Annotated in this window: 23 protein-coding genes and 2 pseudogenes; 13 read left to right on the forward strand and 12 right to left on the reverse strand. The window is 67.2% G+C overall.

Annotation, left to right across the window (positions count from 1 at the left end; translation table 11 throughout):
- Nucleotides 1-11 precede the first annotated feature (11 nt).
- The 3 genes and pseudogenes from H0B43_RS36520 to H0B43_RS36530 form a co-directional block, all read right to left on the reverse strand.
- A pseudogene (locus H0B43_RS36520) lies at nucleotides 12-224 on the reverse strand (alpha/beta fold hydrolase); the annotation flags it as partial.
- Nucleotides 225-295: 71 nt separating this feature from the next.
- Entirely contained in the window at nucleotides 296-1,297 is a 1,002-nt protein-coding gene (locus H0B43_RS36525) for an NADP-dependent oxidoreductase (RefSeq protein WP_185730464.1), read from the reverse strand.
- Nucleotides 1,294-2,208 carry an alpha/beta fold hydrolase gene (locus H0B43_RS36530; protein WP_185730465.1) on the reverse strand — a complete coding sequence of 305 codons (915 nt, stop codon included), beginning with the start codon at nucleotides 2,206-2,208 and terminating at the stop codon, nucleotides 1,294-1,296. The genes H0B43_RS36525 and H0B43_RS36530 overlap by 4 nt, the downstream gene beginning before the upstream one ends.
- Nucleotides 2,209-2,342: 134 nt before the next feature.
- On the opposite strand from H0B43_RS36530, the gene H0B43_RS36535 reads away from it, so the two are divergent.
- Together H0B43_RS36535 and H0B43_RS36540 are read left to right on the forward strand one after the other, a co-directional pair.
- Nucleotides 2,343-2,918, forward strand: a complete 576-nt coding sequence (locus H0B43_RS36535; RefSeq protein ID WP_185730466.1) for a TetR/AcrR family transcriptional regulator — start codon at nucleotides 2,343-2,345, stop codon at nucleotides 2,916-2,918.
- 26 nt (nucleotides 2,919-2,944) lie between these two features.
- Nucleotides 2,945-3,361, forward strand: coding sequence for a DUF4345 family protein (locus H0B43_RS36540; protein ID WP_252190381.1), 417 nt, complete (start codon nucleotides 2,945-2,947; stop codon nucleotides 3,359-3,361).
- 682 nt (nucleotides 3,362-4,043) lie between these two features.
- Here H0B43_RS36540 and H0B43_RS36545 read toward each other — a convergent pair.
- The 7 genes and pseudogenes from H0B43_RS36545 to H0B43_RS36570 all read right to left on the reverse strand — a co-directional run bounded on the left by H0B43_RS36545 (nucleotide 4,044) and on the right by H0B43_RS36570 (nucleotide 10,253).
- Nucleotides 4,044-5,228 carry a thiolase family protein gene (locus tag H0B43_RS36545; protein ID WP_185730467.1) on the reverse strand — a complete coding sequence of 395 codons (1,185 nt, stop codon included), beginning with the start codon at nucleotides 5,226-5,228 and terminating at the stop codon, nucleotides 4,044-4,046.
- Nucleotides 5,229-5,330: 102 nt separating this feature from the next.
- Entirely contained in the window at nucleotides 5,331-5,588 is a 258-nt protein-coding gene (locus H0B43_RS36550) for a DUF3263 domain-containing protein (protein ID WP_397517532.1), read from the reverse strand.
- Complete coding sequence (locus H0B43_RS36555) at nucleotides 5,585-5,764, reverse strand: hypothetical protein (protein WP_185730469.1); 180 nt, start codon at nucleotides 5,762-5,764, stop codon at nucleotides 5,585-5,587. Before H0B43_RS36555 ends, H0B43_RS36550 begins: the two co-directional genes overlap by 4 nt.
- Before the next feature lie 27 nt (nucleotides 5,765-5,791).
- The gene (locus H0B43_RS36560; RefSeq protein WP_185730470.1) at nucleotides 5,792-6,586 is read right to left on the reverse strand and encodes an enoyl-CoA hydratase/isomerase family protein; all 795 of its coding nucleotides are present in this window, start codon (nucleotides 6,584-6,586) and stop codon (nucleotides 5,792-5,794) included.
- The gene (locus H0B43_RS36565) at nucleotides 6,586-8,571 is read right to left on the reverse strand and encodes an acetoacetate--CoA ligase (RefSeq protein ID WP_312034155.1); all 1,986 of its coding nucleotides are present in this window, start codon (nucleotides 8,569-8,571) and stop codon (nucleotides 6,586-6,588) included. The genes H0B43_RS36560 and H0B43_RS36565 overlap by 1 nt, the downstream gene beginning before the upstream one ends.
- A 72-nt stretch (nucleotides 8,572-8,643) precedes the next feature.
- Nucleotides 8,644-9,357 (reverse strand): annotated as a pseudogene (locus tag H0B43_RS42125) (HpcH/HpaI aldolase/citrate lyase family protein); the annotation flags it as partial.
- Nucleotides 9,354-10,253 carry a hypothetical protein gene (locus H0B43_RS36570; protein WP_185730472.1) on the reverse strand — a complete coding sequence of 300 codons (900 nt, stop codon included), beginning with the start codon at nucleotides 10,251-10,253 and terminating at the stop codon, nucleotides 9,354-9,356. The pseudogene H0B43_RS42125 and the gene H0B43_RS36570, both read right to left, overlap by 4 nt.
- A 160-nt stretch (nucleotides 10,254-10,413) precedes the next feature.
- Between H0B43_RS36570 and H0B43_RS36575 the strand changes: the two genes are divergently transcribed.
- The 4 genes from H0B43_RS36575 to H0B43_RS36590 all read left to right on the forward strand — a co-directional run bounded on the left by H0B43_RS36575 (nucleotide 10,414) and on the right by H0B43_RS36590 (nucleotide 13,465).
- The gene (locus H0B43_RS36575; RefSeq protein ID WP_185730473.1) at nucleotides 10,414-11,334 is read left to right on the forward strand and encodes a VOC family protein; all 921 of its coding nucleotides are present in this window, start codon (nucleotides 10,414-10,416) and stop codon (nucleotides 11,332-11,334) included.
- Nucleotides 11,335-11,367: 33 nt separating this feature from the next.
- Nucleotides 11,368-11,841, forward strand: a complete 474-nt coding sequence (locus H0B43_RS36580) for a nuclear transport factor 2 family protein (protein WP_185730474.1) — start codon at nucleotides 11,368-11,370, stop codon at nucleotides 11,839-11,841.
- Nucleotides 11,842-12,594: an alpha/beta fold hydrolase gene (locus H0B43_RS36585; protein WP_185730475.1), complete on the forward strand. Its 753-nt coding sequence runs from the start codon at nucleotides 11,842-11,844 to the stop codon at nucleotides 12,592-12,594. It begins immediately after the preceding gene.
- 136 nt (nucleotides 12,595-12,730) lie between these two features.
- Complete coding sequence (locus H0B43_RS36590; RefSeq protein ID WP_185730476.1) at nucleotides 12,731-13,465, forward strand: GntR family transcriptional regulator; 735 nt, start codon at nucleotides 12,731-12,733, stop codon at nucleotides 13,463-13,465.
- Between the two features lie 68 nt (nucleotides 13,466-13,533).
- On the opposite strand, the gene folD is transcribed toward H0B43_RS36590, so the two are convergent.
- Nucleotides 13,534-14,463: a bifunctional methylenetetrahydrofolate dehydrogenase/methenyltetrahydrofolate cyclohydrolase FolD gene (folD, locus tag H0B43_RS36595; protein ID WP_185730477.1), complete on the reverse strand. Its 930-nt coding sequence runs from the start codon at nucleotides 14,461-14,463 to the stop codon at nucleotides 13,534-13,536.
- On the reverse strand, nucleotides 14,463-15,416 hold the full coding sequence (gene purU, locus H0B43_RS36600) for a formyltetrahydrofolate deformylase (protein ID WP_133987540.1): 954 nt from the start codon (nucleotides 15,414-15,416) through the stop codon (nucleotides 14,463-14,465). Before purU ends, folD begins: the two co-directional genes overlap by 1 nt.
- Nucleotides 15,417-15,833: 417 nt before the next feature.
- Between purU and folP the strand changes: the two genes are divergently transcribed.
- From folP to H0B43_RS36635, 7 genes are all read left to right on the forward strand, one after another.
- Nucleotides 15,834-16,634, forward strand: coding sequence for a dihydropteroate synthase (gene folP / locus H0B43_RS36605; protein ID WP_213015348.1), 801 nt, complete (start codon nucleotides 15,834-15,836; stop codon nucleotides 16,632-16,634).
- A gap of 69 nt (nucleotides 16,635-16,703) precedes the next feature.
- Nucleotides 16,704-17,954, forward strand: a complete 1,251-nt coding sequence (locus H0B43_RS36610; RefSeq protein WP_185730479.1) for an aminodeoxychorismate synthase component I — start codon at nucleotides 16,704-16,706, stop codon at nucleotides 17,952-17,954.
- A 228-nt stretch (nucleotides 17,955-18,182) separates the two neighbouring features.
- A complete protein-coding gene (locus H0B43_RS36615) occupies nucleotides 18,183-19,520 on the forward strand; it encodes an aminomethyl transferase family protein (protein ID WP_185730480.1) in 1,338 nt (445 codons plus the stop codon).
- A 284-nt stretch (nucleotides 19,521-19,804) separates the two neighbouring features.
- Nucleotides 19,805-20,854: a porin PorA family protein gene (locus tag H0B43_RS36620; RefSeq protein ID WP_185730481.1), complete on the forward strand. Its 1,050-nt coding sequence runs from the start codon at nucleotides 19,805-19,807 to the stop codon at nucleotides 20,852-20,854.
- A 10-nt stretch (nucleotides 20,855-20,864) separates the two neighbouring features.
- Nucleotides 20,865-23,873 (forward strand): AAA family ATPase, encoded by a 3,009-nt coding sequence (locus H0B43_RS36625; RefSeq protein ID WP_185730482.1) that lies wholly within the window; start codon nucleotides 20,865-20,867, stop codon nucleotides 23,871-23,873.
- Between the two features lie 80 nt (nucleotides 23,874-23,953).
- Nucleotides 23,954-24,118, forward strand: coding sequence for a hypothetical protein (locus tag H0B43_RS36630; protein ID WP_185730483.1), 165 nt, complete (start codon nucleotides 23,954-23,956; stop codon nucleotides 24,116-24,118).
- A 75-nt stretch (nucleotides 24,119-24,193) separates the two neighbouring features.
- A complete protein-coding gene (locus H0B43_RS36635; protein WP_312034135.1) occupies nucleotides 24,194-24,448 on the forward strand; it encodes a DUF3263 domain-containing protein in 255 nt (84 codons plus the stop codon).
- Nucleotides 24,449-24,564: the final 116 nt, after the last annotated feature.

Below are 24,564 nucleotides of genomic sequence, written 5' to 3' on the forward strand. Positions count from 1 at the left end.
CCGAGAGGTGTTCAGTGACCGAGGAACTCGACGGCGACCGGAGCGAACCTGTCGTGGTATTGGAAGATTCCGCCGTGGCCGGAGTCGGGGTAGATGATCAGTTCGGAGCCGGGGATGCGGCGTCGTAGATCTTCGGACAGTGGGGTGGGGACCATGCGGTCGTGGTCGCCGTTGGCGATGAGGGTGTCGGCGGTGATGCGTGATAGATCCGACGGGGTGGTCTTTGTCGGCGCTGACGCGTAGGCGGCGGCGTGGTTGTTCGAGGTACTCATGGGGTGGTCTCCGGGCTGCGAGGTCAGGCGGTGGGCAGGGTGATGACGGCTTTGCCGCGGAGGCCACCCGAGGCGAGGGCCGTGAGTGCTTCCGGTGTTTGATGGAAGGGGTACGTTCGTCCGACCATCGGACGGATCGCGCCGTGGTCGACGAGTTCCGCAATGCGGCGTAGTTGCGCACCGCTGGCACGCATGAAAAGGAATTCGTAGCTCACGCCCGCTTTCGCGGCTTGTCTGCGTATTTTGCGGCTCAGGGCGGTGATCGCGAGACGAACGATCGGATTGACGCCGGCGGTCCGGGCGAACGTAGGGTCGGGTGGGCCGGCGATACCGATTGCCTTGCCGCCCGGCCGGAGCACGCGCAGTGATCTTTCGAGGTTGTCCCCACCCAGGCTGTCGACGACCACGTCGTACCCGTCGAGAACGTCTGCAAAATCTTCGGTGCGGTAGTCGACGACGACGTCGGCGCCGAGCTCTCGGACGAAGTCGGTGTTTCGTCCGCTGGCAGTGGTGGCGACGCTCGCCCCGAGATGCTTGGCGAGCTGGATCGCGATCGACCCGACTCCGCCCGCACCGGCGTGGATCAGAACTTTCTGCCCGGGTTGCACATTCGCTCTGTCGACGAGAGCTTGCCAGGCGGTGAGCGCGACGAGGGGGAGTGAGGCGGCGTCGACCACGCTGATCGACGTCGGTCGTAGCGCCAGGTCGTCCTCGTGGACGGCGATGCGTTCGGCGAAGGTGCCGATTCGGCCGTCGCGGGGGCGCGCGTAGACCTCGTCGCCGACGGAGAACTGTCGAACGCGGGCGCCGACTCCGATGACGGTACCGGCCAGATCGTGTCCGAGAGTCAACGGCGTCGGATAGTGGAGCAGTTGTTTGAACTCGCCGATGCGGATCTTCTCGTCGAGCTGGTTGAGGCCGGCTGCCTGAATTTCGACGAGTACGTCATGGTCGCCCACGATCGGTTCCGGCACGGTCGTTTCCTGCAGCGGCCGCTTGTACGCAGCGAAGGCGAAGGCTTTCACGACTGATCGCCAGTGTTGGTCGCGGAGGACGCGGCGGCGGTGTGCGGCTCATCGCCGAGGAATGCGAGCACTTCCGGGACGAATTCGCGGTGGTATTGGAATATGCCGCCGTGTCCCGAGCTCGGGTAGATCGTCAACTGCGAATTGGGAAGACGCCGCGCGAGGTCGGCGGAGTGCTCACTGGCGACCATGAGGTCGTGGTCGCCGTTCGCGACGAACACCGGCGCGGTGATCTGTGACAGGTCGTCGGGTGCTGCCTGCCCGCCGCCCATGATTGCTTTCAACTGTGCGAGGCGGGCCTGCATCGAAATGCGTGTGTCCCGGTCGACGACACGTTCGGCGAGCCGGGCGAAATAGGCGTCGGCGGCGCGTTTGCCTTCGGTCGTGCGTGGGAAGAACAGGAAGTGTCGGGCATCTTTGCGGGCAAGGGCGGCTTTGAGGTAGGCAAGGCCGACGATCCTGCCCATGTGGTCGATACCGCCGCCGCCGCGTGGGCCGGTTCCTGCCAACACCATTCGCCGAACCAGTGTCGGATTCTGCAGGGCGACCATCTGGGCTACCCCACCGCCCAGAGAAAACCCGAGAAGGTCGACGCTGTCGTGACCGAGCGCTCGAATGAACGTAACCGCATCACGTCCCATCTGCTCGAGATCGGCGGGGACCTTCGAGTCGGTCGCGCCGACGCCGCGGTTGTCGAACGTGATGACGTGGTGATGCGCGGCGATGCCGTCGATGATGCGGGGGTCCCAGTCGTCCAGGACGGCGGCGAAGTGGTGCAGGAACACCACCGGCACGCCTCCCGTGGGGCCGAGCTCGCGGTACGCGAAGTTCACGCCGCCTGCGAGGACGGATTTTGTCGGGACCGTGGTCCAGGTGCGGGTGTCGGCTGGTGCACCGTGGTTGGTTGCCATGTCTGTCCTCTATCCGAAGCAAGTGAGCCTGGCCTGTGAGAGCTCGATTGAAGTACGCTCATACTATTATGGGCGTAAGGTTATCGGATAGACTTCGGTAGGGCAAGGACGCGGCAGTGCGGAGGATCATCGACATGGCGAGATACGGCAGCGAGCACAAGGCGCAGACGCGCGCTCGAGTGGTGGAGGCGGCGGGTCGACGTCTGAAGCAGGATGGGATCGACGGGGCAGGGGTCAGTGCGTTGATGTCCGACGCCGGGCTGACCAACGGCGCCTTCTACGCGCACTTCGCGTCGAAGGACGAACTCGTCGCGGTGGTCTTGGCCGATCAGCTGACGAAGCAGCTGGATACTCTGCGGGCGCTACCCGACGACGGCCACTCGTTGCAGTCCTACATCGAGGGCTATCTGTCGGCGAGTCATCGTGACCAGCGTGAGAACGGATGTCCGTCCGCTGCCCTGCTCAGCGAGATCAGTCGGTCGAAACCGATTGTGCAGAAATCGTTCACGGACGGACTCGCGGCCATGATCGCCATCGTCTCAAGTCGTACTTACATCGACGATACGGCCGCGGCGCGCACGGTTGCGATAGGCCTGATGTCGAGCCTGATCGGGACCCTGCAGTTGTCGCGGGCGGTGTCGGACCCGAGGCTGTCCAACGAAATTCTCGCGGCCGGGCTCACGACCGCGTTTCGCCTACTCGATAAATGAAGCAACCGACTGGGAAAGAGACGTCAATGACAACGACCACGCGCGACCGCACCCGAACCCGCATGCAGTGGACCCTCGGGCTCATGGCGTTGGTCCCGACCATCAGCGGGGTGCAGCAGGTTCTGTTGGGTGCGGATGCAGTACCCGGGCACATACCCGAGGTTTCTGCGGTAATCGACGGAGAGCTCCGATACGCCAACGTGTTCAAGGCTGCTGTCGGTCCGATCATCCTCTCTCGATTGGGTGCGGTGGAGGATTCGCCTGCGGTCACCGCTGCTTTGGCGGCAGTGTTCGCGGGGGGATTGGCGCGGCTGTGGTCGTGGAAGCAGGCCGGACGTCCGCATCCCGTCGGGATGGTTGCCATTGGGCTCGAGGTCGGCGTCGTGCCGGCAATTCTGGCTTGGCGACGGCGTTTCGCAATTCAGGGCGCCGGTTCTCGATAATGAGCTGGTTTGGTGGTGGCGGGGAGTAAGTGCGTCTCGGGATTCCGTCTCAATTGGGACGGTGTTGGCCCCGTAGTGCTGCCTGTGTAGTCGCACCGACACATACTTGTCGTCGTCCCACTCGCGGCGCGCGCAGTTGGACGACACCTCGCCGCGGAGCATGAACGAGGCCGCCGGGTTAACGTCTTCCGCCTGTTACCGCATGCCTTCGCGGACCGGCACCCATGCTGGAGCGGGCGAGCAGGTCGGGAACCACCTCCCGCGGAAGACCGACACCACGGAGATCCCACCCACGGCGCGATGTCGTTGAGTGAGGGCGTATTGCGCCTGCACCGCCGCCCTCGCCCCGGCGCGCTTCCACCGAATGCGCAGGGTCGGCGGGGGTGGACGAACACATCTCGGACCGCGGACTGCATGTGCATCGCAGCGGGCGACATGCCGCGTCGGTGTGTGCAGCCCACCCCGACATCGCCTGAGACGCGACGGTGCCGGGGGTCTCGGTGACGCCGGCATGCGCCCGCCCATGTCGAGTGTCGAACCTGTGATAGTGGGGCGACCTGCTCTGTGCAACGGAGCTGGCGATCGCTACGCGTCCGTGCACGCTGTCCCCCGGTGTCGGCGACAGCGTGCACGGGATGCACGACACCTGCCTGTATGAACGGTGTCGTGGGGAGGGGTGGGTTCAGTGGACTCGGCGGAGCAGTGCGGCGAGGGCTTGGCCGCCGCCGATGCACATGGTGACGATGCCGAGTTCGAGGTCGCGTCGGACGAGATCCTTCGCGACTCGGAGGGTGAGGATGGCTCCGGTGGCGCCGACGGGGTGGCCGAGTGCGATGGCGCCGCCGTAGGGGTTGGTCTTGTCCGGGTCGAGTTTGGCGTCCCTAATGACGGCGACGGCCTGGGCGGCGAAGGCTTCGTTGAGTTCGATGGTGTCGATGTCGCTGGGGGTGGTTCCGGTCTGTTCGAACAGTTTCTTCAGGGCGAGGACCGGGGCGTAGCCCATCACGTCGGGTTCGAGAGCGGAGGTGGTGACGGCCTCGAGGGTGACCAGCCCGGTCAGGCCGCGCTCGTGTGCGGTCGATTCGCGGGCCAGGACGAGGGCGGCGCCGCCGTCGTTGATGCCGGAGGAATTTCCTGCGGTGACGGTGCCCCCCTTTTCGAAGGCGGCGCGCAGGGTGCCGAGGGTGTCGAGGGTGGTCTCGGGTTTGGGGTGCTCGTCGGTGGTGATGGTGGCCGGTCGGCGGCCGCCGACCTCGACGGGGGTGATTTCCTCGGCGAAGGCGGCTTTCGCGGCGTCGGTGGCGGCGCGGTGTTGCGATTGCAGGGCGAACTCGTCCTGTTCTTGGCGGCTGACGTTGTATTTGCGGGCGACGTTCTCGGCGGTGACGCCCATGTGGATTCCGTGGAAGGGGTCGGTGAGCATTCCGACGGTGCCGTCGACGAGTGCGCGGTCTCCGAGTTTGTAGCCGGCTCGGGCATTGAAGTCGTAGAACGGCATCCGGGACATGCTGTCGTCGCCGCCGGCCAGCGCGATGTCCAGTCCGCCCCAGCGGATCTGCATGGCTGCGGACCATACGGCTTGCAGGCCGGAGCCGCAGAGGCGGTTGACGGTGTACGCGGGGGTGGATTTCGGGAGTCCGGCGGCGAGGGCGACCCGTCGGGCGTTGTAGGCGTCGGGGCCGACCTGGCCGATGCAGCCCATCACGACCTCGCCGATGGCGTCGGGAGTGACACCGGCGCGGTCGAGGGCCGCCGTCGCGGCGGTCGCACCGAGTTCGTGGGCGGGTACGTCCTTGAGGACGCCGCCGAAGCTGCCGACGGGTGTGCGGGCGCCGTCGACGATCAGGATGCGGTCAGGGGAGGTCATGAAGATCCGATCTGTAGTGGATTGTGCGGCGGGGTAATTGAGTGTGTGCGCTGACCTGTGCGCGGTCGCGGTCGGCGTTATGTGCGAGACGACGACCGGCCGTCAGGTGTGGTTGTTCGCCAGTTGCAACACCTGTGAGCGTTCGGCGGGTGCGAGCAGGCAGGACGGGCAGTGGGTCGAGAGAATGCGCAGGAGGTCGCGGTAGAAGCGGGTCGGATCGACTCCGAACTCGACGAAGATCTCGCCGTCGGGTGGCTCCCCGAATGGTGCCCACGTTCGTGCGAACTCGAGCACGCGCCGCTCCTGCGGCGTCAGGGGATCGGGGACCGCCGTGGCAGTGCTCAGCGCTCGCCGTGTCATCGCTGTGCCCACGAGTCATCGGCAGACAGATATCCGACGCTGAACAGGGGAAACATTCGAACTTTCTCCGCCGGACGGGAGAGGCCGGTCATCGAGACCCGGACCGATTCGGGCAGGCACAGTCGGAGGGTGACCGCGGCGGCGGCGACGAGGGCGTCGAGCATCAGTGTGGGCATGGGTCGGTCCTGGTTCGAAAAGGGGTGTCAGGTGAATTGCGGGGTGCGTCGGGTGAGGAACGCGTCTATTCCCTCGTGCGCGGCGGGTTCGTCGACCAGAGTGGTGATCGCCGCGGCCTCTTGGTGGAGCTGGGTGGTGAAGTCGTGGGCGGCGGACGTTCGGAGTAGGTGTTTCGAGGTGGCGAAGGCCCGGGTGGGTCCTGCCGCCAACTGCTCGATGACGGATTCGGCCTCCTGCGGCAGGGTGTCCGGGGCCACGGCCCGGCTGATCAGCCCCCAGCTCTGTGCTTCGGCGGCGGTGAGGACGCGGTTGGTCAGGGTCAGATCGAGGGCACGAGCGAGCCCGAGATCGCGGGTCAGGCGCCAGGTGCTGCCGAAGTCGGGGCTCAGTCCCGCTGCGGTGTAGGCCATCTTGAACTTCGCGGTGTCGGCGGCGATGACGATGTCGCCGGTGAGCACGATGCCGATGCCCCCACCTGCGGCGGTTCCCTGGACGATCGTGACCACCGGTACCGGCGCCGTCGTCAGCAACTCGATCGCGCGGTGCGCCGTGGAGGTCACCTGGTCCATCAGGGCACTGCGGTCCTCGGCGGTGGCGAAGCTCTGCAGGTCGCCTCCGACGCAGAACATCGGTCCCTCGGCATCGAGGACCGCCACTCGCAGACCGGTTGTACATGCGTCGTGGACTCGTTCGGCGGCTTCGAGGAAGTCTTCGGCCATCGGGAGGTCGAAGGCATTGCCGTGCTGGGGGCGGTGAAGGGTGATGCGGGCGATCGCACCGTCGGATGCGAAGGCGATGCGCTCGTGGGTGAGATGTGCCATCAGTGCGTGTCCTCCGAGGTCCGGTTTCGCCTGGCGGCGAGGTCGATGTACCACTGCAGGGCGGTGGCGTCGTCGACGGCTTGGGGGTCGATGACGGCGTCGACGGGTGCGCCTTGGAACAGTCGTTTGATGGGGATTTCCAGCTTCTTGCCGGTGCGGGTGTGCGGAATCGCGGGCGCGGCGAGGATCTCGTCGGGCACGTGCCGGGGTGAGGCGTCGCGGCGGATGGTGTCGCAGATCGTGCGGGTCAGGTCGTCGTCGAGGACGGTGTCGTCGGCGAGTGTGACGAACAGCGGCATCCAGTAGGTCCCGTCGGGGTATTCGACTCCGATGACGAGTGATTCCCGGACCGCGGGGAGTTTCTCGGCGGCCTGATAGATGTCGGCACTGCCCATCCGGACGCCGTTGCGGTTGAGGGTGGAGTCGGAGCGTCCGTGGACCACGACGCTGCCGTGGTCGCTGATGGTGATCCAGTCGCCGTGCCGCCACACGCCGGGGTAGGTGTCGAAATACGCGTCGCGGTACCGCTTGCCGTCGGGATCGTTCCAGAAGTGCACCGGCATCGAGGGCATCGGTTTGGTCAGGACCATCTCACCGACGTCGCCGACGAGGGCGTTGCCGTCCTCGTCCCAGGCTTCCAGTGCCGCGCCCAGCGAGACGACGGGGATTTCCCCGGCCTGGACGGGCACGGTGGGGACGGCGGTGGCGAAGGCGCTGACGACGTCGGTGCCGCCGGTCATCGACGCGACCTGGACGTTGGATCCGACGTGTTCGGCGACCCAGTGGTAGGAGGCCGGGGGGAGCACGGAGCCGGTGACGCCGAGCGTTTCGAGCGTGGAGAGGTCGTGCTCGGCGGTGGGGGAGTGCTGTCCTTTTTCGCAGGCCTGCAGGTAGGCGGGGCTGGTGCCGAGGTGGGTGACGCGGTTGCGGTCGGCGAGCGCCCATAGGGTGTCGGTGGTGGGGAAGCCGGGGCTGCCGTCGTAGCAGACGATGGTGGCGCCCACCAGCAGGCCGGCGACCTGGAAGTTCCACATCATCCAGCTCGGCGAGGTGTACCAGAAGTAGGTATCGCCGGGGGAGATGTCGAGGTGCAAGGACATGGACTTGAGGTGTTCGAGCACCACGCCGCCGTGTCCGTGGACGATTCCCTTGGGGCGTCCGCTGGTGCCGGAGGAGAACAGCACCCACAGCGGATGGTCGAAGGCGACGGGGGTGGTCTCGAGTGCGGTGTCACCGGTGGTGGCCTCGGCCCAGGTGGTGATCGGTGCGAGTCCGGCGGTATCGAGTCCGATTCGAGGGATGACGATGGTGGCGTCGAGGGAGGGAATGTGGGATCGGAGGTAGTCGATGGCCTCACGCCGATCGTGGGCCCTGCCGCCGTAGTGGTAGCCGTCGGCGGCGATCAGGGCTTTCGGTTCGAGCTGACCGAGGCGGTCCACAGCGGCCGGGGCGGAGTAGTCCTGTCCGCAGGAGGCCCAGATCGCGCCGAGGCTGGCGGTGGCGAGGAACGCCACGACGGCTTCGGCGATGTTGGGTAGGTATCCGACGACGCGATCACCGTGTCCTACTCCGGACCGGCGCAGGGTGTCGGCGACGGCACCGACCTGCCGCTCGAGTTCCGCCCAGGACAGGGTGCGGCGACCGGCGCCGCCGGGTTCGCTTTCGTCGATGACGGCGACGGCATCACGGTGGCGGTGCGCGAAGGCCTGATCGACGTAGTTGAGGGTGGCTCCGGGGAACCACTGGGCGCCGGGCATGGTCTCGTCGACGAGCACCTGGTCGTAGGGGGAGTCGGCAGCGATGTCGAAGTACGCCCACAATGCGCCCCAGAACTGTGAGATGTCGGTCGCCGACCACCGCTGGAGTGCGGTGTAGTCGTCGAAGTCCAGACCCCGATTGGCCTTGAGCCAGCGGCGGAAGACCTCCACGTTGGCGTTCTCGGTGCGCTCACGGGTGGGGTACCAGGTCTGCGGCGACCCGTCGATACTCCCGCAGGCGCGGCGACCGACGGATACGGCCTGCCGTGCGGCGCTGCCGAGCAGGGTGGCGTCGTTGCTCAGCATGGTGAAGTCGTAGCCGGCGTCGACGGTGGCGCGCACCGCCTCCTCGGTGGCTGCCCCGGCGTTGCCGACCGGCACTCCCGCGGCCCGTACCGCGGCGATGGCCTTGGCGATCAATTCGACGATCGGGGCATCGGTTTCGGTGTGCCCTTCGCTGACGGCGAGGTCGGCTGCACCGATGAGGACGGCGTCGACACCGTCGACGGCGGCGATGTCACCCGCGACGAGTGCTGCTGCCGCGCTTTCGATCTGGGCGATGCACAGGACTTCCTCGTTACCGAACCGGAGGTATTCGTTCCGGTCGAGGGCGCCCCACTGCCCGGCGCGGCTGGTGTTCCCGACTCCGCGGGTTCCCTGTGGTGGGAACCGCATGGCTCGGACGGCGCTGCGGGCCTCGTCGGCGGAGTCGATGTGCGGGAACATCAGTCCGTCCGCGCCGCTGTCGAGCACCCGTTGGATGAGTCCGGTGTCGGTGGCGGGTATCCGGACGATCGGGGACAGGCCGGAGGTTTTGGCGATCCCGATGAGCGCGTACACCGTTCCGAGGTCGAGGGGGCTGTGTTCGAGATCGATCACCACGAAGTCGAATCCGGCGCCGGCGACGAGTTCGACGCTTTCGAGGGCGGGAAGCTTGATCCAGGTGCCGAGCGGAAGATGGTTGTCTCGTTCGAGGCCTGCACGGAAACCGCTGGTGGTGTGGGTCGTGATCATCGGGTCGGGTAGTCCTTTGCGTTGAGAACCCAACCGGCATCGGAGAAGTCCTGGCGAGGTGGGGAGAAGATGTCGATCAGCTGTTGGGCGGGGCCCACCCCTTGGCTGGTGTGCACGGTGGGCGGGGGAATGATCGCGACCGAGGGGGAACCGACCGGGGTGTGTTCGTCGGGTTTCCACTCGGTCGAGTCCGGTCCCCACGGGTAGCGGATGTGGTGGACGTAGTCACCGGTGACGGCGAGCGAGATCTGCTCGAAGTCGTCGTGGTGGTGGGGCGAGAGCTTGGCCGGTGGCCGGGGCGCGGATTCCTCGGCGAGGAAGTTCACCATGATGTTGGTGGTGCGGAAGATCCGCCCGAACCTGCCCTCGGCGATGGGCGTCTGGGCGAGCGGGTAGACCCGCAGCCGGAAGCCGTCGACGGGGTCGGGCCACGGCTGCCAGTCGGCGACCTGCGGGTCCCGTTCGGTGTAGGCGGCGGCGTTCTTCGCGGTGGCCGCGACGTCGTTCTGCGTGGTGATCAACCGGATGACCGGCCCGTCGGTCAGCGCTTCGATGGTGCTCGGACCGGGCGGAATCACCACCAGGGCGTCTTCGGTGACCTCGGCGCTGTCGTGGGCGGCGGCGACCCGGATCGGCGCGCTGCCGGAGTAGAGCACGGCGACGTACTCGTCGTCCTGCTCGCGCGAAAATGTGTCGCCGGCGACGGCGTCGGTGAACAGAACGGCCAGGTTCTGACTGCGAAAGACCCAGGTCTTGGAGCCTTTCGTGGTGATCTCGTCCGGTTCGGAATCCCGAAACTCGAGGTACTGCGCCGCTCGGATACCGGTAGCCGGCGGGCCCTGCGATTGCGGCTTGCCGCCCGCGAGCTTCGACCGCACGTCATCTGCCGCGTACATCTCTTACCTCCATTGTCGGTGCCGCGAAACCACGGAGGGCTCGCTGCGATCCGAGTTCGGATCGCTCCTTTACAGCCCTACCAAAGTGTGTATACGATTCGTGTGTTGAGTATAGGTGATCGTGCTCACAACGTGTCAACGAACTTCCGAGGAGTAACAAATGGCAATCAACCGGATCGACCACGCGGCCGTGCGGGTCAAGGACCTGGGTCAGGCGCTGGAGTGGTACGAGGGTGTCCTCGGGCTGACCGTGTTGGACCGCAACGCCGATCGCGCGTTGCTGGCGTGTTCGGGTACCGACGCCGATCTCACGCTCATCGACGGCGGGCAGAGCATCGACAGCTTCGCGTTCGGCGTCGACCACGCCGACGACCTGGACGAAATCATTTCGCGGCTGGACAAGAACGGGGTGGCGCACAAGCGGTACAAGGAAGCCGACCGCCCCGGCCACAGCGACATCCTCGGCTTCGATCTGCCCAGCGGCCACCGGATGGAATTCGTGGTCGGTGACGGCGACCGGCGGGCCGGGGTGACGAACTTCCAGTCGGACGGCTCGTTCATTCCTACCGACATCGACCACATCAACCTTCTCGGAGAAGGGGATCCGCAGGAGTTCTCCGAGTTCATGAAGATGGTCCTGGGCTTCAAGCAGTCCCTCGCACTGACCATCGCCGGCAAGTGGGCGGCGTCCTGGCTGCGCGCCTCCAAGCTCGACCACGACCTCGCCTACATGCAGGCGCAGCGCCCGGGGGACCGGCTGCACCACGTCGCGTTCGCCGTCCAGGACGGCAACCACTACTTCCGGCTCAGCGACCGGCTCACCGAAACGGGCAACCGGTGGGAGTTCGGGCCGGGCCGGCACATGGGCGGCATCCCGCAGGACACCCAGGGCTTCGGCACCAACAACTTCGCCTACGCCTTCGACCCGACCGGAAACCGCAACGAATTCAGCTGCGGCATGAACGAATTCGAGGACGACGACCCGGGCTACATCGGCGAGACCAGCCCCGAGAAGTTCCCCGAGATCATGAACGGGTGGGCGTACAACATGCCCGAGTCGTTCATGACGATCGGTTCCTGACCCCGTCCCCTCACCTTCCCTCAGGAGAAGTGCATGTCTTCGGACCCTCCGCACGACCCGGCGGCCGCCGAGTCGAATCGTCATACCGTGATCGCGCAGGCGGTGTACCGCAGTTGGTGGAACGTCGACCGGGCCGCCGGGATCGGTAGCGAGCTGCTGTACACCGAAGACGGGGCGTGTGTGATGCCGGCGGTGACGATGACCGGCCGGGACGAGATCGTACGCGGGTACGCGGCACGCCAGGCCCATGGGCCGCGCCTGTCGCGTCACCTCGTGTCCAATCTCGTCACCGACCACCACGACGACGCCCGGGTCACCGCCACGTACGCCCTGACCCTCTTCGCCCGGAACGGGATTGCGCCCCTGGAGCTGGGTTCGCCGTCGGCGATCTGCGACGTCGTCGACGACTTCGTCAGGACCGGCGGCAACTGGCTGATCCGCCGCCGCGTCCTGGAAGCGGTCTTCGTCGCGCAGGACAATGACTCGGTCCTTCTCGGCAGGAAGTGAATGAACGTGGCCTGTGACCACACGTGCACCCCACCCGTCGTCCTCGTACACGGGTGGGGCAGCACCTACGAACGCACCTGGGGTGGCTCCGACCTCGAACGAACCCTCGAGCAGGATGGCCGCCGGATCATTTCCGTGGACCTGCTCGGGCACGGGAGCGCCCGTGCCCCGCACGAGAGCGGCGAGTACGCGCACATGGCCGACGAACTCGCCGCGCACCTGCCGGCCGATACCGTCGTCGACGGGGTCGGGTTCTCGCTCGGCGGCAAACTCCTGCTCCAGCTCGCCGCCGAGCAGCCCCAGCGGTTCCGGCGACTGGTCATCGCCGGGGTCGGGGACAATCTGCTGCGCCCGGAAAACGGCGCCGCGGTGGCGCAGGCCCTGCACGCGGGAATCACCGACGACACCCCGGCCGCACTGCGCCCGGTGCTCGCCGAGGCGCTCGCATCCGGCAACGACCCCCGCGCCCTCGCGGCCGCCATCGAGCGCCCCCCGTCCCTGCTCACCGCAGACCAACTGCACGCAATCGGCGCCCAGGTCCTGCTGGTGGTCGGCGACCAGGACGTCATCGCCGGCGCGGCGGATCAGGTCAGCGCGGCGCTCCCGCACCTGACCGGCCTGGTCCTCGAAGGAGTCGATCACGTCTCGACACCCCACTCGCCGCGATTGCAGGCGCAGGCGGCGACGTTCCTGCACCACGGACGCGCCGCCCCGCCCGAGCTGCCCACCGCTGTGCGGGCGCACCCCGGATAGCGCACACCGCCGACAGGCCGGGCCACCATCAGGTGGCCCGGCCTCCGGCGTCGACGATCGACCTGCCGGGACAGCCCGGTAGGAACACGGCAGCACACGAAGGTTTCGTGTAATCCGGACCGATAGGATCCTGCTAATGGAAGACATTGATCGGGCCACGCATGACGGCTCCGGCTCCGGCCCGAGGTCCGTCGTGGACCAGGTCGCCGCGCATATTCTGAACATGATCCTCGCCAACGAGCTCAAACCTGGACAGCCGGTGGCCATCCAGGAACTCAGTGCGATCCTCGACGTCAGTAATGTCCCGATCCGCGAAGCCCTGCGCCGCCTCGAGGGCCGCGGACTGGTGCAGTTCCGGCGAGGCCGGCGACCGCAGATCGCCCCCATCAACACCGACGACTTCGACGACGTCTACCGGCTGCGCGGCCTGCTGGAAGGGCAGATCGCCGAACGGTCGGCGGAGCTCATGACACCCGAGCGGCTCACCCTGCTCGACGAGACCCTCGGCGAGCTCGAACGCATCATCACCCGGGGCAACGCCTTCGACGTCTACTCCGTGCACGCCAGATTCCACCTGCTGATGCTGCCCAGCGCCACCGACTGGGACCGCCGACTGCTCGACCAACTGTGGGTGGCATCCGAGCGCTACATCCAGCTGTACGTCGGGGCGCACCCGGACCCGGAGGTGGCGGACAGGATCATTGCCTCCCACCAGGTCCTGGTCGACGCAGCCCGCGGCGGCGATGCCAACACCGTCCGCGACGCCGTCGTCGAGCACGTCGTCTACAGCCACAAGATGATCGCCCCCATCGTTCAGGCGGCCAGCGGCCGCGCCCGCCCGGCCCCCGCAGAGGCCGCGCCCGGCGTCTGACCCCGCCCGGGAGTCAGACGCCGCAGCACTTCGTGGGCGCACGGGGGAGTTGAACATCGCCTGACTCGCTACGGTTGCACCGGCAGCGGGGTCCGTCCTGCCGTGACAGCCACGCCCTCGCGTGCCGGCCCGGACCCGTTGGTGCGGGTCTCCCGGTGCGAGCTGTTGTGCAGATTGGCCGCGGTCAACGTGTTGCGCAGCAACGTCGCGATGGTCATCGGGCCCACCCCACCGGGGACCGGGGTGATGTGCCCGGCGATACCGGCCACGGCATCGAAGTCGACGTCGCCGCACAGGCCGCCGTCGGTGCGGTGGATTCCGACGTCGATCACCGTCGCGCCCGGTTTGATGTGCTCGGCACCGATGAGTTTCGGGACCCCGGCCGCCGCGACGACGATGTCGGCGTCGCGCGTATGACTGGCCAGATCCCGTGTATGCCGGTGGCAGATGGTGACCGTCGCATCGCGGGCCAGCAGCAGCTGGGCCTGCGGACGCCCCACCAGATCGGAGCGTCCCACCACGACGGCGTGCGCTCCCTCGAGGTGGATGCCGGCGGAGTCGAGCAGCTGGATCACACCCGAGGGGGTGCACGGGCGCAGACCCGGCCTGTCCAGCGCCAGACGTCCGGCGTTGGTCTCGGTGAGTCCGTCGACGTCCTTGTCCGGATCGATCCGTTCGATCAGCGACGGGGCATCGAGATGTTTGGGCAGCGGTAGCTGCAGGAGGATGCCGTCGACTTCGGGATCGAGGTTGAGTTCGTCGATGACGTCCTCGACCTCTGCCTGCGACACCTGCGCGGGCAGGAGCCGGTGCCGATCCCGCATCCCGGCCTCCACACAGAGCTTGCGCTTGTTCGACACGTAGATCGCCGACGCCGGGTCCTCTCCGACGAGAATCGTCGCGAGCCCGGGGCGGCGGTCGAGGGCGGCGACCTCTTGGGCGACTCGGTGCCGCAACGTCTGGGCGACGGCCTTGCCGTCGATGATGGTGGCGCTCATCAGGCGAACACCACCGTGGTGTTGTCCTGACGCAGGACACGGTCCTCGCAGTGCCACAGCACGGCTCGGTGCAGCACCGAACGTTCGACGTCGGCGCCGCGTCGTTCGAGGGTCGCCACGTCGTCCCGGTGGCTGACCCGGACCACGTCCTGCTCGATGATCGGGCCCTCGTCGAGGTCCTCGGTGACGTAGTGCGCGGTGGCGCCCACGAGCTTGACCCCTCGGTCCTTGGCCTTCTGGTACGGGCCGGCGCCGATGAAGGCGGGCAGGAAGGAGTGATGGATGTTGATGATCGGGCACCCGACCTTCTCGAGGAAGTCGTTGGTGATGATCTGCATGTAGCGGGCGAGCACGACCAGATCGAAGTTGCCGCGCAGCAACTCGAGCTGCTTGGCCTCGGCCTCGGCCTTGGTATCGCGGGTCACCGGGATGTGCACGAAGGGCACACCGAAGGAGCGGACCTCCGCCGCGAGATCGGCGTGGTTGGAGATGACCAGGCCGATCTGGACGGGCAGCTCGCCGCGGCGGGCGCGCCAGAGCAGATCCAACAGACAGTGGTCGTACTTAGAGACCATCACCGCGACCCGTTTCGGTGCCGAGGCACTGGTTATCGACCAGTCCGTGACGTCGAACTGATCGGTGATCGAGGCCTCGAACGTCGCCTCCATCTGTTCGATGTGTGCCTGGAGGTCGCGTTTGTGGAACACCATCCGCAGGAAGAAGTGCCCGCCTTCCGGGTCGCTCGTCGACTGATCGGACTCGATGATGTTCGCGTCGTGGTCGGCGAGGAACCGAGAGATCGCGGCGACAATGCCGGGCTGATCGGCGCAGTGCAGGATCAGACGCCCCAGATCGGTCAGCTCGCCCCCGCCGGACTTGCCCTGAGCTCCAGCGGCGCGCGGTGGAGCGAAGTCCACTGTTGTGGGTGCCAACGTCGACGGTGTGGCAGTCATGATGCCCTCCTGAGCGGGATGAAAGCGGGGGTCGTGAGGTCCGAGGCGATGGGGACCGCAGATGGGGTCCGACTCGAGACAGCACTCAGCGTATGGGCGGGGCAGGGTCGATTTCGCCCGGTGATTCCCATGGGATTTGTGCCCCACCGGGGTGGGAATACCCCCGAGCCCTGCCGTGTCCGGCCTCTCGGTCACTAACGTTCACCGCAGATATCCGGTCCGCTCGGTGCGGGGGCAAGCGCTTCGCTGACGCCGCCCGCCAGGAGATGGGGACGGGCCGGCAGGAAGGCAGCAATGCACCACATCATGACCGAACACTCTCACCCGCCGCGCCCGACCGAACGCGACCGCATCACCGATGCGGTACCCCGATCCGGGGTCCGATTGTCGCGGCCCGCGCCGGCGCGGTGCCTGGTGATGGGCATCGTCAACGTCACTCCGGATTCGTTCTCCGACGGGGGGCTGTGCGCCGCCGCCGATTCCGCGATCACCCGAGGGCTGGCGTTGGTGGCCGAGGGCGCGGACATCGTCGACGTCGGCGGAGAGTCCACCCGGCCGCAGGCACAGCGGGTTCCGGTCGCAGAGGAGTTGCGGCGGGTGCTTCCGGTCGTCCGGGCGCTGAGCGCGGCCGGTGTCCTGGTCAGTGTGGACACCATGCGCGCGGAGGTCGCGGCCGCCGCGGTCGCGGCAGGGGCATCGATGGTCAACGACGTCAGCGGCGGGCTGGCCGACCCGGCGATGGCCGCGACCGTCGCGGGCCTGGGTGTGCCGTTCATCGCCATGCACTGGCGCGGACACAGCACCACGATGGCCGAGCGCGCCGTCTACGACGATGTCGTCACCGATGTCGTCACCGAACTCGCCGACCGCCTCGACGCACTGATCGGTGCCGGGATCCGCGAGGACCACATCGTTCTCGACCCGGGGCTCGGATTCGCCAAGACAGGCGCCCACAACTGGGCGCTGCTCGCTCACCTCGACCGGATCCGTGAGCTGGGCCGGCCGGTACTGGTCGGCGCCTCCCGCAAGTCCTTCCTCGGGGCGCTGATGACCGACGTCGAAGCCACCATCCCCCCGCCTGCCGACCGCGACGACCTCACCTGCGCGGTCTCCACGCTCGCCGCCGCAGCCGGCGCCTACTGTGTACGGGTCCATAACGTGAAATCCACGCGTCGGGCTGTGGCTGTGGTGGCGGCGTGGCAGGGTGCGACCCGATGATCGGCCGGCCTGCTGCTGTCGATGATGTGCTGGAACGGTTGCTCCCGTGAGGGATCCGGGTGTCCGACCGTGCGCCTGCAACGTCTAGGGCCCGGTGGCCGGCCCGCCGAGGTACTCCGGGCGCTGCACACCCGGGCCCGGCAGATGCTGCTGCCGGCCCCGGCCGCGCTGGTCGGCCAGTGGTTCGGCGCGGCCGCGGTGATCGCCCCGCACCTGCACACCCAGCCCGTCACGCCCCGGGCCGCGTTTCCCGGCGGGCACCCGGACCGCCCGCCCGCTCCCGGTGACCCACTGATCGGCGGCGGATGGATCGGCTACCTGGGATATCCGGACGGTGCGGGCCGGCTCCCCGCGGCCGCCGGCGGCTGGACCGACTCGGTACTGCGCCTCGATACCGGCGGATGCTGGTGGTACGAAACCCTCACCGACACCCCCTGCCCACCGGATCTGGCCGCCGCCGCCCTCGACCCACAGGCCGAACCGCGCACCTGGTCGATGCGGTGGACACCCCCCGACCGCGCCTCCCACCACCACAACGTCGAGGCCTGCAAGGACGCGATCCGCGCCGGCGAGGTGTACCAGGCCTGCATCTGCACCCAATTCACCGGGCAGATCACCGGCCGGCCGGCGGACTTCTTCGCCGACGGCATCGACCAGACCCATCCCACCCGGGCGGCGTACCTGCAGGGGGACTGGGGGGCGGTCGCTTCACTGTCCCCGGAGCTCTACCTGGCCCGCCACGGCACCACCGTCACCTCCAGCCCCATCAAGGGGACCCTGCCGCTCACCGCCGACCCCGCCGCCCTGCGGGTCTCGGCCAAGGACGTCGCCGAGAACGTGATGATCGTCGACCTGGTCCGCAACGATCTCGGCCGGCTCGCGGTCACCGGCACCGTCACCGTCACCGACCTGCTGCGCGTGCACCCGGCCCCCGGGGTGTGGCATCTGGTGTCCACCGTGCAAGCGCAGCTACCCCCGGCCACGACCTCGGCCGAGTTGTTCGAGGCGAGTTTCCCGCCGGCATCGGTGACCGGATGCCCGAAAACACGGGCCCGGCAACTGATCTCCGGGTGGGAACCGCAACCTCGGGGCGTGTACTGCGGCACCGTCGGGATGAGCAGCCCGCTGGCCGGCCTCGAACTCAACGTCGCCATCCGCACGGTCGAGTTCACCCCCACCGGCGGCGCCGTCCTCGGCGTCGGCGGCGGGATCACCATCGACTCCGACCCCGCCGCGGAATGGCAGGAATGCCTCGACAAGGCACGCAGCATCATCGAACTCAGCCCCACCCGGGTACCCGCACTCACCGAGCGGCCCTGACCCATCCCAACCCCCACCCCCCAGCACCGGAACCGTGCAGGAACCACACCCGCACGGCCCTTCCACCTGCCCAAACACGGCCGGGGGCCCTCCCCCGGGGGTGCTCGGGGGACCCCATGGGATCAAAACCCCCGGGGGTTCGGAGGGCCGAAACGGGGTGTGGTGCGACATACGCTGACGAAGGCCGCCCGATGTGGTCGCGGTCACAATCTTCAGGAGGAAACTCAAATGACGGACCCAGCACCCTTCCGCGCCTTCACGGGAATCGCGCCCGTCGGATATTTTCCGGTCATGGGGCCGCCCGAACACACGGGATGGATGGACGAGCAGCTGTCGTGGCACACCGATTGCTATGTCGGTGATTGGTCTTTCGTCCCGCAGATCCGCTTCAAGGGACCCGACGCGCTCAAGCTCTTCCGTGACCTGTCGGTCAACGATTTCGTCAACTTCCCGGTCGGTAAGGCCAAGCACGTCATCCAGTGCAACGACGACGGCAAGGTCATCGCCGAGGGCATCTTGCTCCGGCACGCCGAGGACGACTTCGAATATCAGGTCGGCACCCCGCAGTGGTCGCTGTACAACGCCCGCAAGGGCGGCTACGACGTCGAGGTCTCGTTCCCGCTCACCCACAAGTTCCAGGTCTCCGGGCCCAAGGCCCTGGCAGTGATCGAAAAGCTCACCGAGACCGGGCTTCGTGATGTGAAGTTCATGAACACCCGCCAGGGTGTCATCAACGACATCGATGTGACATTCCTTCGTCAGGGCATGGCCGGTGAGATCGGCTTCGAAATCCAGGGACCCATCGAAAACCACGGCAAGGTCCTCGAAGCCATCCTCGAGGCCGGCAAGGACTTCGGCATCCGCCGGCTCGGTACCCGCACGTTCATGATCAACCATCTCGAGGCCTGTTACCCGACCGGCGGAATGCACTTCTTCAACGCCCTCTCCGACGAGAGCAAGGCCGACTACCACAAGTTCATGGACGAGAACCTCCCCCCGGAATGGGTGGAGTCACCGTTCAACGGTCCACTGCGCCACAACTTTGCGACCTCCTTCGACGGCAGCTGGGACGGTGACGACCTCAAGGAGCTCTACCGCAGCCCGATCGAAATGGGTTGGGGCCGCAACATTGCGTTCGATCACGACTTCCCGGGCCGCGAAGCGCTCGAGAAGGAAGCCGCCCACCCGCGCCGCCAGGTCGTCACCCTCGAATTCAACAGCGAGGACGTCAAGCGCATCCACGCCTCGCTCTACGCCGACGGCCCTGTCTACCAGCAGTTCGACCTCCCCGAGGTGCAGTTGGTGTGCAACTGGGTCGACTGGATCCTCAAGGATGGCAAGAAGATCGGCCACGCAACGCACCCCGGCTACAGCCGGTGGTTCAGGAAGACCCTCGCACTGAGTTTCATCGATACCGAGTACGCCGAACCCGGCACCGAGGTCACCGTGTTGTGGGGCAAGCCCGGCACCCCGCAGACCGAAATTCGGGCCACGGTCGCACCGGCCCCCTACAAGAAGGACAGCCGCCGCCGCGATCTGTCCCAGGAACCGGCACTGGCCGTGTGAGACCGCAGCCGGCACGTGATCGTGCCACCCGAGCTCGACTGTCATAGGTATCTGTGACCGGCGCACAATGCGCCCGCCGGGACCGCGCAGGTGGGTCTGGATCAATCGGAGGATCCCACCTGCGTGCGCGCCCCACTCTCGCCCGCAGCGCAGCTCAACCAGCTTCTGTGTGCAGGCATCTGAAGGCCTGGCCACACCGAATCGCCTCTCGGCGCGCCTCGGTGTGGCCGGCCACCGGTGAGGCGAGGACCTCGCCCCAGCCCGAACTGGAGACCTTTGTGAAAATGCGACGCTCATCTGCCGTGTGGGGGGTGATCGGCCTCGTGCTGATTGCACTGGCCGCACTCACCCGCTTCGTGGTCACCCCGTACATGGCCCAGTTGCCGTCGGACACCGATGTCACCGTCACCTACACCGGCACCGCGACACTGCTCAACGCGGACGCCCTGCAGACCGGCGACGTCGCGAACGCCATCGCCAAGGACGTTCCGGTCACCATCGACCGACGGGTCCACGTCCTCGACACCAGTGGCAGCACCGCCGTCGTCGCCGACGAGGCGACCATCCAGGCAGGTCCGGCCGTTCTGCCCAGCACCCACACCTACGCCGTGGACCGCACCAGCCTCGGCGCCGTCAGCGGCCCCGACGGGGCACCCGCGGTGGAGCAGGCCTCCGGGCTGACCGTCGCCTTCCCCGTCCATCCGGCACCGGAGGACCGCTACACCTATTGGGACCCGCAGTCGCGTACCAGCGCACCCATCACCTATACCGGCCAGGACACCCGGCAGGGCCGAGACGTACGCGTCTACACGACCACCGTGTCCGGAAATCTGAAGGACGACGCAACCCTGGCCACCCTGCCACCGGCGCTGCCGAAGGACCTGCTGGCCAGTCTCGCACCGGCATTGCCCGCCGACGTGATGGCAGCCGTCGGACCCCTCGTCCCGACCTTGCCCGATCCGGTGCCGCTGGCCTACACCGCCGACACCACGCTGACCTTCTATGTCGACGACACCAGCGGCGTCGTCCTCGACGCTCGACTGCAGCAGCAGGTCACCGCGGGAGTCTCGGCGAACGGCAGCGTCACCGACGTCACCCCGGTGCTCGCCGTGGACGCCACCGTCACACCCGAGAGCCAGCAAGCAGCCGCCGACACGGCCGCGAGCATCAGCACCGCACTGACCGTGCTCGGTACCGTGGCCCCGATCGTGCTGCTCCTGCTCGGGGTGATCGCACTCGCAGTGGCGTTCGCGCGCCGGCACCCGCCGGCGCAGGCGGCCACCCCGACCCGTGAGACACACACCGGAGAAGAGCCTGTCGCGATCGATCGATAGACGGACAACAATGTTGTATACACAAGGTGAGACAACCGACCTGCCCGGTGTCTTGGAAGACGCCGCGCGGGAGGTCCAACCCGAGCAGGGAGCCGCATCGTTCGCGGAGAAGGTGGATATGCCAACCCCTGAGCAGTCGACCGACAACCCTGCCCCGCTCCTCGAACGCGGCAGAGAGGTCGAGGCGATCACCCGCGCAGTCCGCAGCGGAACGCGCGGTGACGGCCAGATGCTACTCATCGAAGGACCCAGCGGAATCGGCAAATCACGGTTGCTGGCCGCAGCGCAGGCAATCGGTGAGGACCTCGGCGCCGAAGTGTTGACCACCTGTGGGGGCGAGCTCGAGCAGGAATTCCCGCTCGGGCTCGCCCTGCGCCTGCTGGAAACCCGGATCGCCCGGGCCTCGCAGGTTGAACTCGAAGCGGTATTCCGCGGACACGCGGCCCTGGTGGAGCCGATGCTCCGACGACCCCTGCATGAGACCGCCACCGCCCTCACCGACGAGTTCGTGCTGCTGCACAGCCTCTACTGGCTCATCGCCAATCTCGCCGAGGAGCGGCCCCTCGTCCTGATCGCCGACGACCTGCAGTGGGGTGACGAGCTGTCGTTGCGATTCCTGCTCTACCTCGCCCAGCGACTCGGCGACCTTCCGGTCATCATCCTCGGTGCGGTTCGCACCGGAGATCCGGCCGCCGAGAACGAACTCGTCGCTCGCATCGCCCTGCAGGCGTCACACACCCTGCAACCTGCCGAACTGAGCCGCGACGCGGTCAAGGAATTGCTGCACACACTGCTTCCCGACGCCGACGACAACGACGCCCTGATCGACGAAAGCTGGGCCGCGACCCGCGGGAACCCCTTCCTGCTTCGCGAACTGGCCACAGCGATGGACTCCCGCTCGGCTGTCGGGGCCGCCAACCCCTACGGCGCCGTCCCGGACACCGCACCCGAATCCGTCACCCGCAGTGTCATGCTCCGCATCGCCCGACTCGGCGACGACGCGCTCGCCCTGGCACGCGCCGTAGCGGTCCTGGGTACCTCGACATCGCTGGCGACGGCGGCGGAGCTCAGTGGACTCGACTTCGCCGCTGCCACCGTCGCCGCCGAACGACTCGCCACCGCACAGATCTTCGCCAGCGCAGCAAACCTGTCGTTCTACCACCCCATGATTCGCGGCGCGGTCTACCGCAAATTTCCCTCCAACGACCGCGCCCGCTGCCACCTCGAAGCCGCGAAACTGCTCCGGGCGTCCGAAGCGGACATGGACGGAGTCGCCGTGCACCTGATGCGAGGAGCGCCCACCGACTCCGACTGGGCACGAACAGCCCTGCACTCGGCGGCGAAAAGCGCCGCACGCAAGGGCGCCCCGAGCGCCGCGGCCGGATACCTCCGTCGGGCCTTGACGATGCAGCACGAGGATCCGCGCCAGCACGCGAACCTGCTCATCGATCTCGGCATCATGGAAGCCGCTGCCGGAGAGACCAACTCCCTGATCCACCTCGAGTCCGCACTCGAACTGATCGACGAACCCGACGAGCAGGCCCGAGCAATGTACGCACTCGGCCAGACCCTGTTCCGATACGGGCGCCCCGCCGAAGCCCTGACCGTCTTCCGCAAGGGAGCCGACACCTTCACCCACACCGACCGCGACCTCGCGCTGCGATTCGAGGCCGGCTACATGGCGTCGGCGGCGTACCTGGTCGACCGCCCCCACGAGGCCCACCAACGGGTCAGCGCACTGGCCACGACCTTCCCGGCACAATCCGAACTCACCTCAGCCGAGCGACTCCTGATCCTGCACCTGGCAGTCTTCCGCGCCATGTCCGAACCCCGCTCCGCCGACCACGCGGAATTGGTTCTCCAGGCACTCGGCGACAGCGTGAAACTCTGGCGCGAAACCTCCGACGGCATGACCATCAGCCACGCCATCCTCGCCCTGACCTGGTGCGGCCGAGCCCACGACGCCGCCGAAGTCGCCGACAGCGTCCTCACCGACGCCCGGATGCGGGGTGACTCGCTGATCTTCGCCGAAATCTCCCTCGCCCGTTCCATGGCCATGTACTCCCTCGGCCGTGTCAGCGAGGCAATGGTCGACGCGCAGGCCGCGATCATCGGAATGAAACGCGGATGGAACTCGACAGTCCCCGCCCCGCAGGGAATTCTGGCCTACTGCCTGATCGACCGTGGCGAACTCGAACAGGCAGCCGAAGTCCTCCACGACGCCGAGGCGCAGCTGCGCAGCCGTGAAACACGCACACTCAACGTCTGGTTCTACATGGCGCGTGGCCGGTTACGCCTGCTTCAGAGCGACTTCCACGGCGCATCCGACGACTTCCTACGCGTCGGGAAGCTCCTCGAGAACAACCGCTTCCACAACCCCGGCTACATGCTCGCCCCCTGGCGCTCACTCGCCGGCCGAGCCCTGCACGCGGCCGGGAGAACCGAAGCCGCCATCGAACTGATCGACCGCGACATCGAGCTCGCACGCCAGTTCGGCCTCTGCTCCACCCTGGGCTCGGCCCTGCGTGAGCGAGCATTGGTGGCCTCACCCAACCCCGAGATCGCCCTTCTCGAAGAGTCGGTCACCGTACTCGAATCCGCCGAAAGCTCGCCGCTCGAGCTCGCCCGCACCCTCATCGAATTGGGATCCGCGCAACGCCGGCTCGGGAAGAAAGTTCGGTCCCGCGAGACGTTGCGCGAGGCACTTGATCTCGCCCACCGCTCCGGGGCGACGGCAGTCGAACGACAGGCCCATCAGGAACTGCTCGTCAGCGGCGCACGACCCCGCCGACAGGTCATCCACGGTCTCAATGCCCTCACCCCCAGCGAGCAACGTATCGCCGCACTGTTCGCGGACGGACTGACCACTCGGAGCATCGCCGAAACGCTCTACCTGACGATGAGCACTGTCGAATGGCACCGGCGCAACATCTACCGGAAACTCGACATCGACTCGCGGGACGCGCTGCGTGCGGCGCTCGACAGCGACGGCGAGCATCCCACCGGTACACCGGGCTGAACAACACCCCCGAACGCATCGATCGCAGGGACGTATCCGAGCCCCTGTGCGCGGCGCCCCACATAATGAGGAACCTCCGCGTGCTCCTACCCGCCATCCACGCCGTCATCGCCCTCGCTGGCCTGCTCGCGCCCAACCGGTCCGCGGCATTCATCCGGCACCTCGCCCGACACATCGCACTCGCCCGAATCCAGCGACGCTGGATCGCAATGAGCGGAACCGGCGTCTTCGACAACTCACACTGACCAGAGTCAACGCACGCGCACGCGAGCGACCCCTAACCAGAAGTGCCGTCGCTGAACATTCGAAAGGACAACGCCGTGGACAGCTTCGATGCCGCCATCCTCGAATTCGCCCGCCGGTGGTCGCCGTTCGGTGGGCCACGATCCGAAGACGTACTCGTCGAATTCGGCATGACGACCGACCGATACGACGAACACCTCACCCGGATCCACGACGAGGGCCCGCGCGATCTTCCCGCCGACGAACGAGCGGAACACCGCGACCAACAGTCGAACAACCCACCCGAGCAACGCCGACGAACACGACACCGCAAGAACCCAACCAGCCCTTGATAGTAGTTCGTCCCGCAGATCTCGAAGGAACACCATGCCCGTACCGAAGCACGACATCAACGAATCCGACGTGGTCGTCACGCACGAGAAAGCCTATGCGGCAGGTGTTCCTGCGG

Source organism: Rhodococcus sp. 4CII (assembly GCF_014256275.1).
Taxonomy (GTDB): domain Bacteria; phylum Actinomycetota; class Actinomycetes; order Mycobacteriales; family Mycobacteriaceae; genus Rhodococcus_F; species Rhodococcus_F wratislaviensis_A.

What these genes read in the sequence shown, in the direction of transcription:
- H0B43_RS36570 (WP_185730472.1), bottom strand. Translation starts at nt 10,253, where the DNA reads ATGTACGCGGCAGATGACGTGCGGTCGAAGCTCGCGGGCGGCAAGCCG.
- H0B43_RS36575 (WP_185730473.1), top strand. Translation starts at nt 10,414, where the DNA reads ATGGCAATCAACCGGATCGACCACGCGGCCGTGCGGGTCAAGGACCTG.
- H0B43_RS36580 (WP_185730474.1), top strand. Translation starts at nt 11,368, where the DNA reads ATGTCTTCGGACCCTCCGCACGACCCGGCGGCCGCCGAGTCGAATCGT.
- folD (WP_185730477.1), bottom strand. Translation starts at nt 14,463, where the DNA reads ATGAGCGCCACCATCATCGACGGCAAGGCCGTCGCCCAGACGTTGCGG.
- H0B43_RS36540 (WP_252190381.1), top strand. Translation starts at nt 2,945, where the DNA reads ATGACAACGACCACGCGCGACCGCACCCGAACCCGCATGCAGTGGACC.
- H0B43_RS36615 (WP_185730480.1), top strand. Translation starts at nt 18,183, where the DNA reads ATGACGGACCCAGCACCCTTCCGCGCCTTCACGGGAATCGCGCCCGTC.
- H0B43_RS36550 (WP_397517532.1), bottom strand. Translation starts at nt 5,588, where the DNA reads ATGACACGGCGAGCGCTGAGCACTGCCACGGCGGTCCCCGATCCCCTG.
- H0B43_RS36560 (WP_185730470.1), bottom strand. Translation starts at nt 6,586, where the DNA reads ATGGCACATCTCACCCACGAGCGCATCGCCTTCGCATCCGACGGTGCG.
- purU (WP_133987540.1), bottom strand. Translation starts at nt 15,416, where the DNA reads ATGACTGCCACACCGTCGACGTTGGCACCCACAACAGTGGACTTCGCT.
- H0B43_RS36625 (WP_185730482.1), top strand. Translation starts at nt 20,865, where the DNA reads ATGTTGTATACACAAGGTGAGACAACCGACCTGCCCGGTGTCTTGGAA.
- folP (WP_213015348.1), top strand. Translation starts at nt 15,834, where the DNA reads ATGGGCATCGTCAACGTCACTCCGGATTCGTTCTCCGACGGGGGGCTG.
- H0B43_RS36530 (WP_185730465.1), bottom strand. Translation starts at nt 2,208, where the DNA reads ATGGCAACCAACCACGGTGCACCAGCCGACACCCGCACCTGGACCACG.
- H0B43_RS36585 (WP_185730475.1), top strand. Translation starts at nt 11,842, where the DNA reads ATGAACGTGGCCTGTGACCACACGTGCACCCCACCCGTCGTCCTCGTA.
- H0B43_RS36535 (WP_185730466.1), top strand. Translation starts at nt 2,343, where the DNA reads ATGGCGAGATACGGCAGCGAGCACAAGGCGCAGACGCGCGCTCGAGTG.
- H0B43_RS36555 (WP_185730469.1), bottom strand. Translation starts at nt 5,764, where the DNA reads ATGCCCACACTGATGCTCGACGCCCTCGTCGCCGCCGCCGCGGTCACC.
- H0B43_RS36620 (WP_185730481.1), top strand. Translation starts at nt 19,805, where the DNA reads ATGCGACGCTCATCTGCCGTGTGGGGGGTGATCGGCCTCGTGCTGATT.
- H0B43_RS36590 (WP_185730476.1), top strand. Translation starts at nt 12,731, where the DNA reads ATGGAAGACATTGATCGGGCCACGCATGACGGCTCCGGCTCCGGCCCG.
- H0B43_RS36545 (WP_185730467.1), bottom strand. Translation starts at nt 5,228, where the DNA reads ATGACCTCCCCTGACCGCATCCTGATCGTCGACGGCGCCCGCACACCC.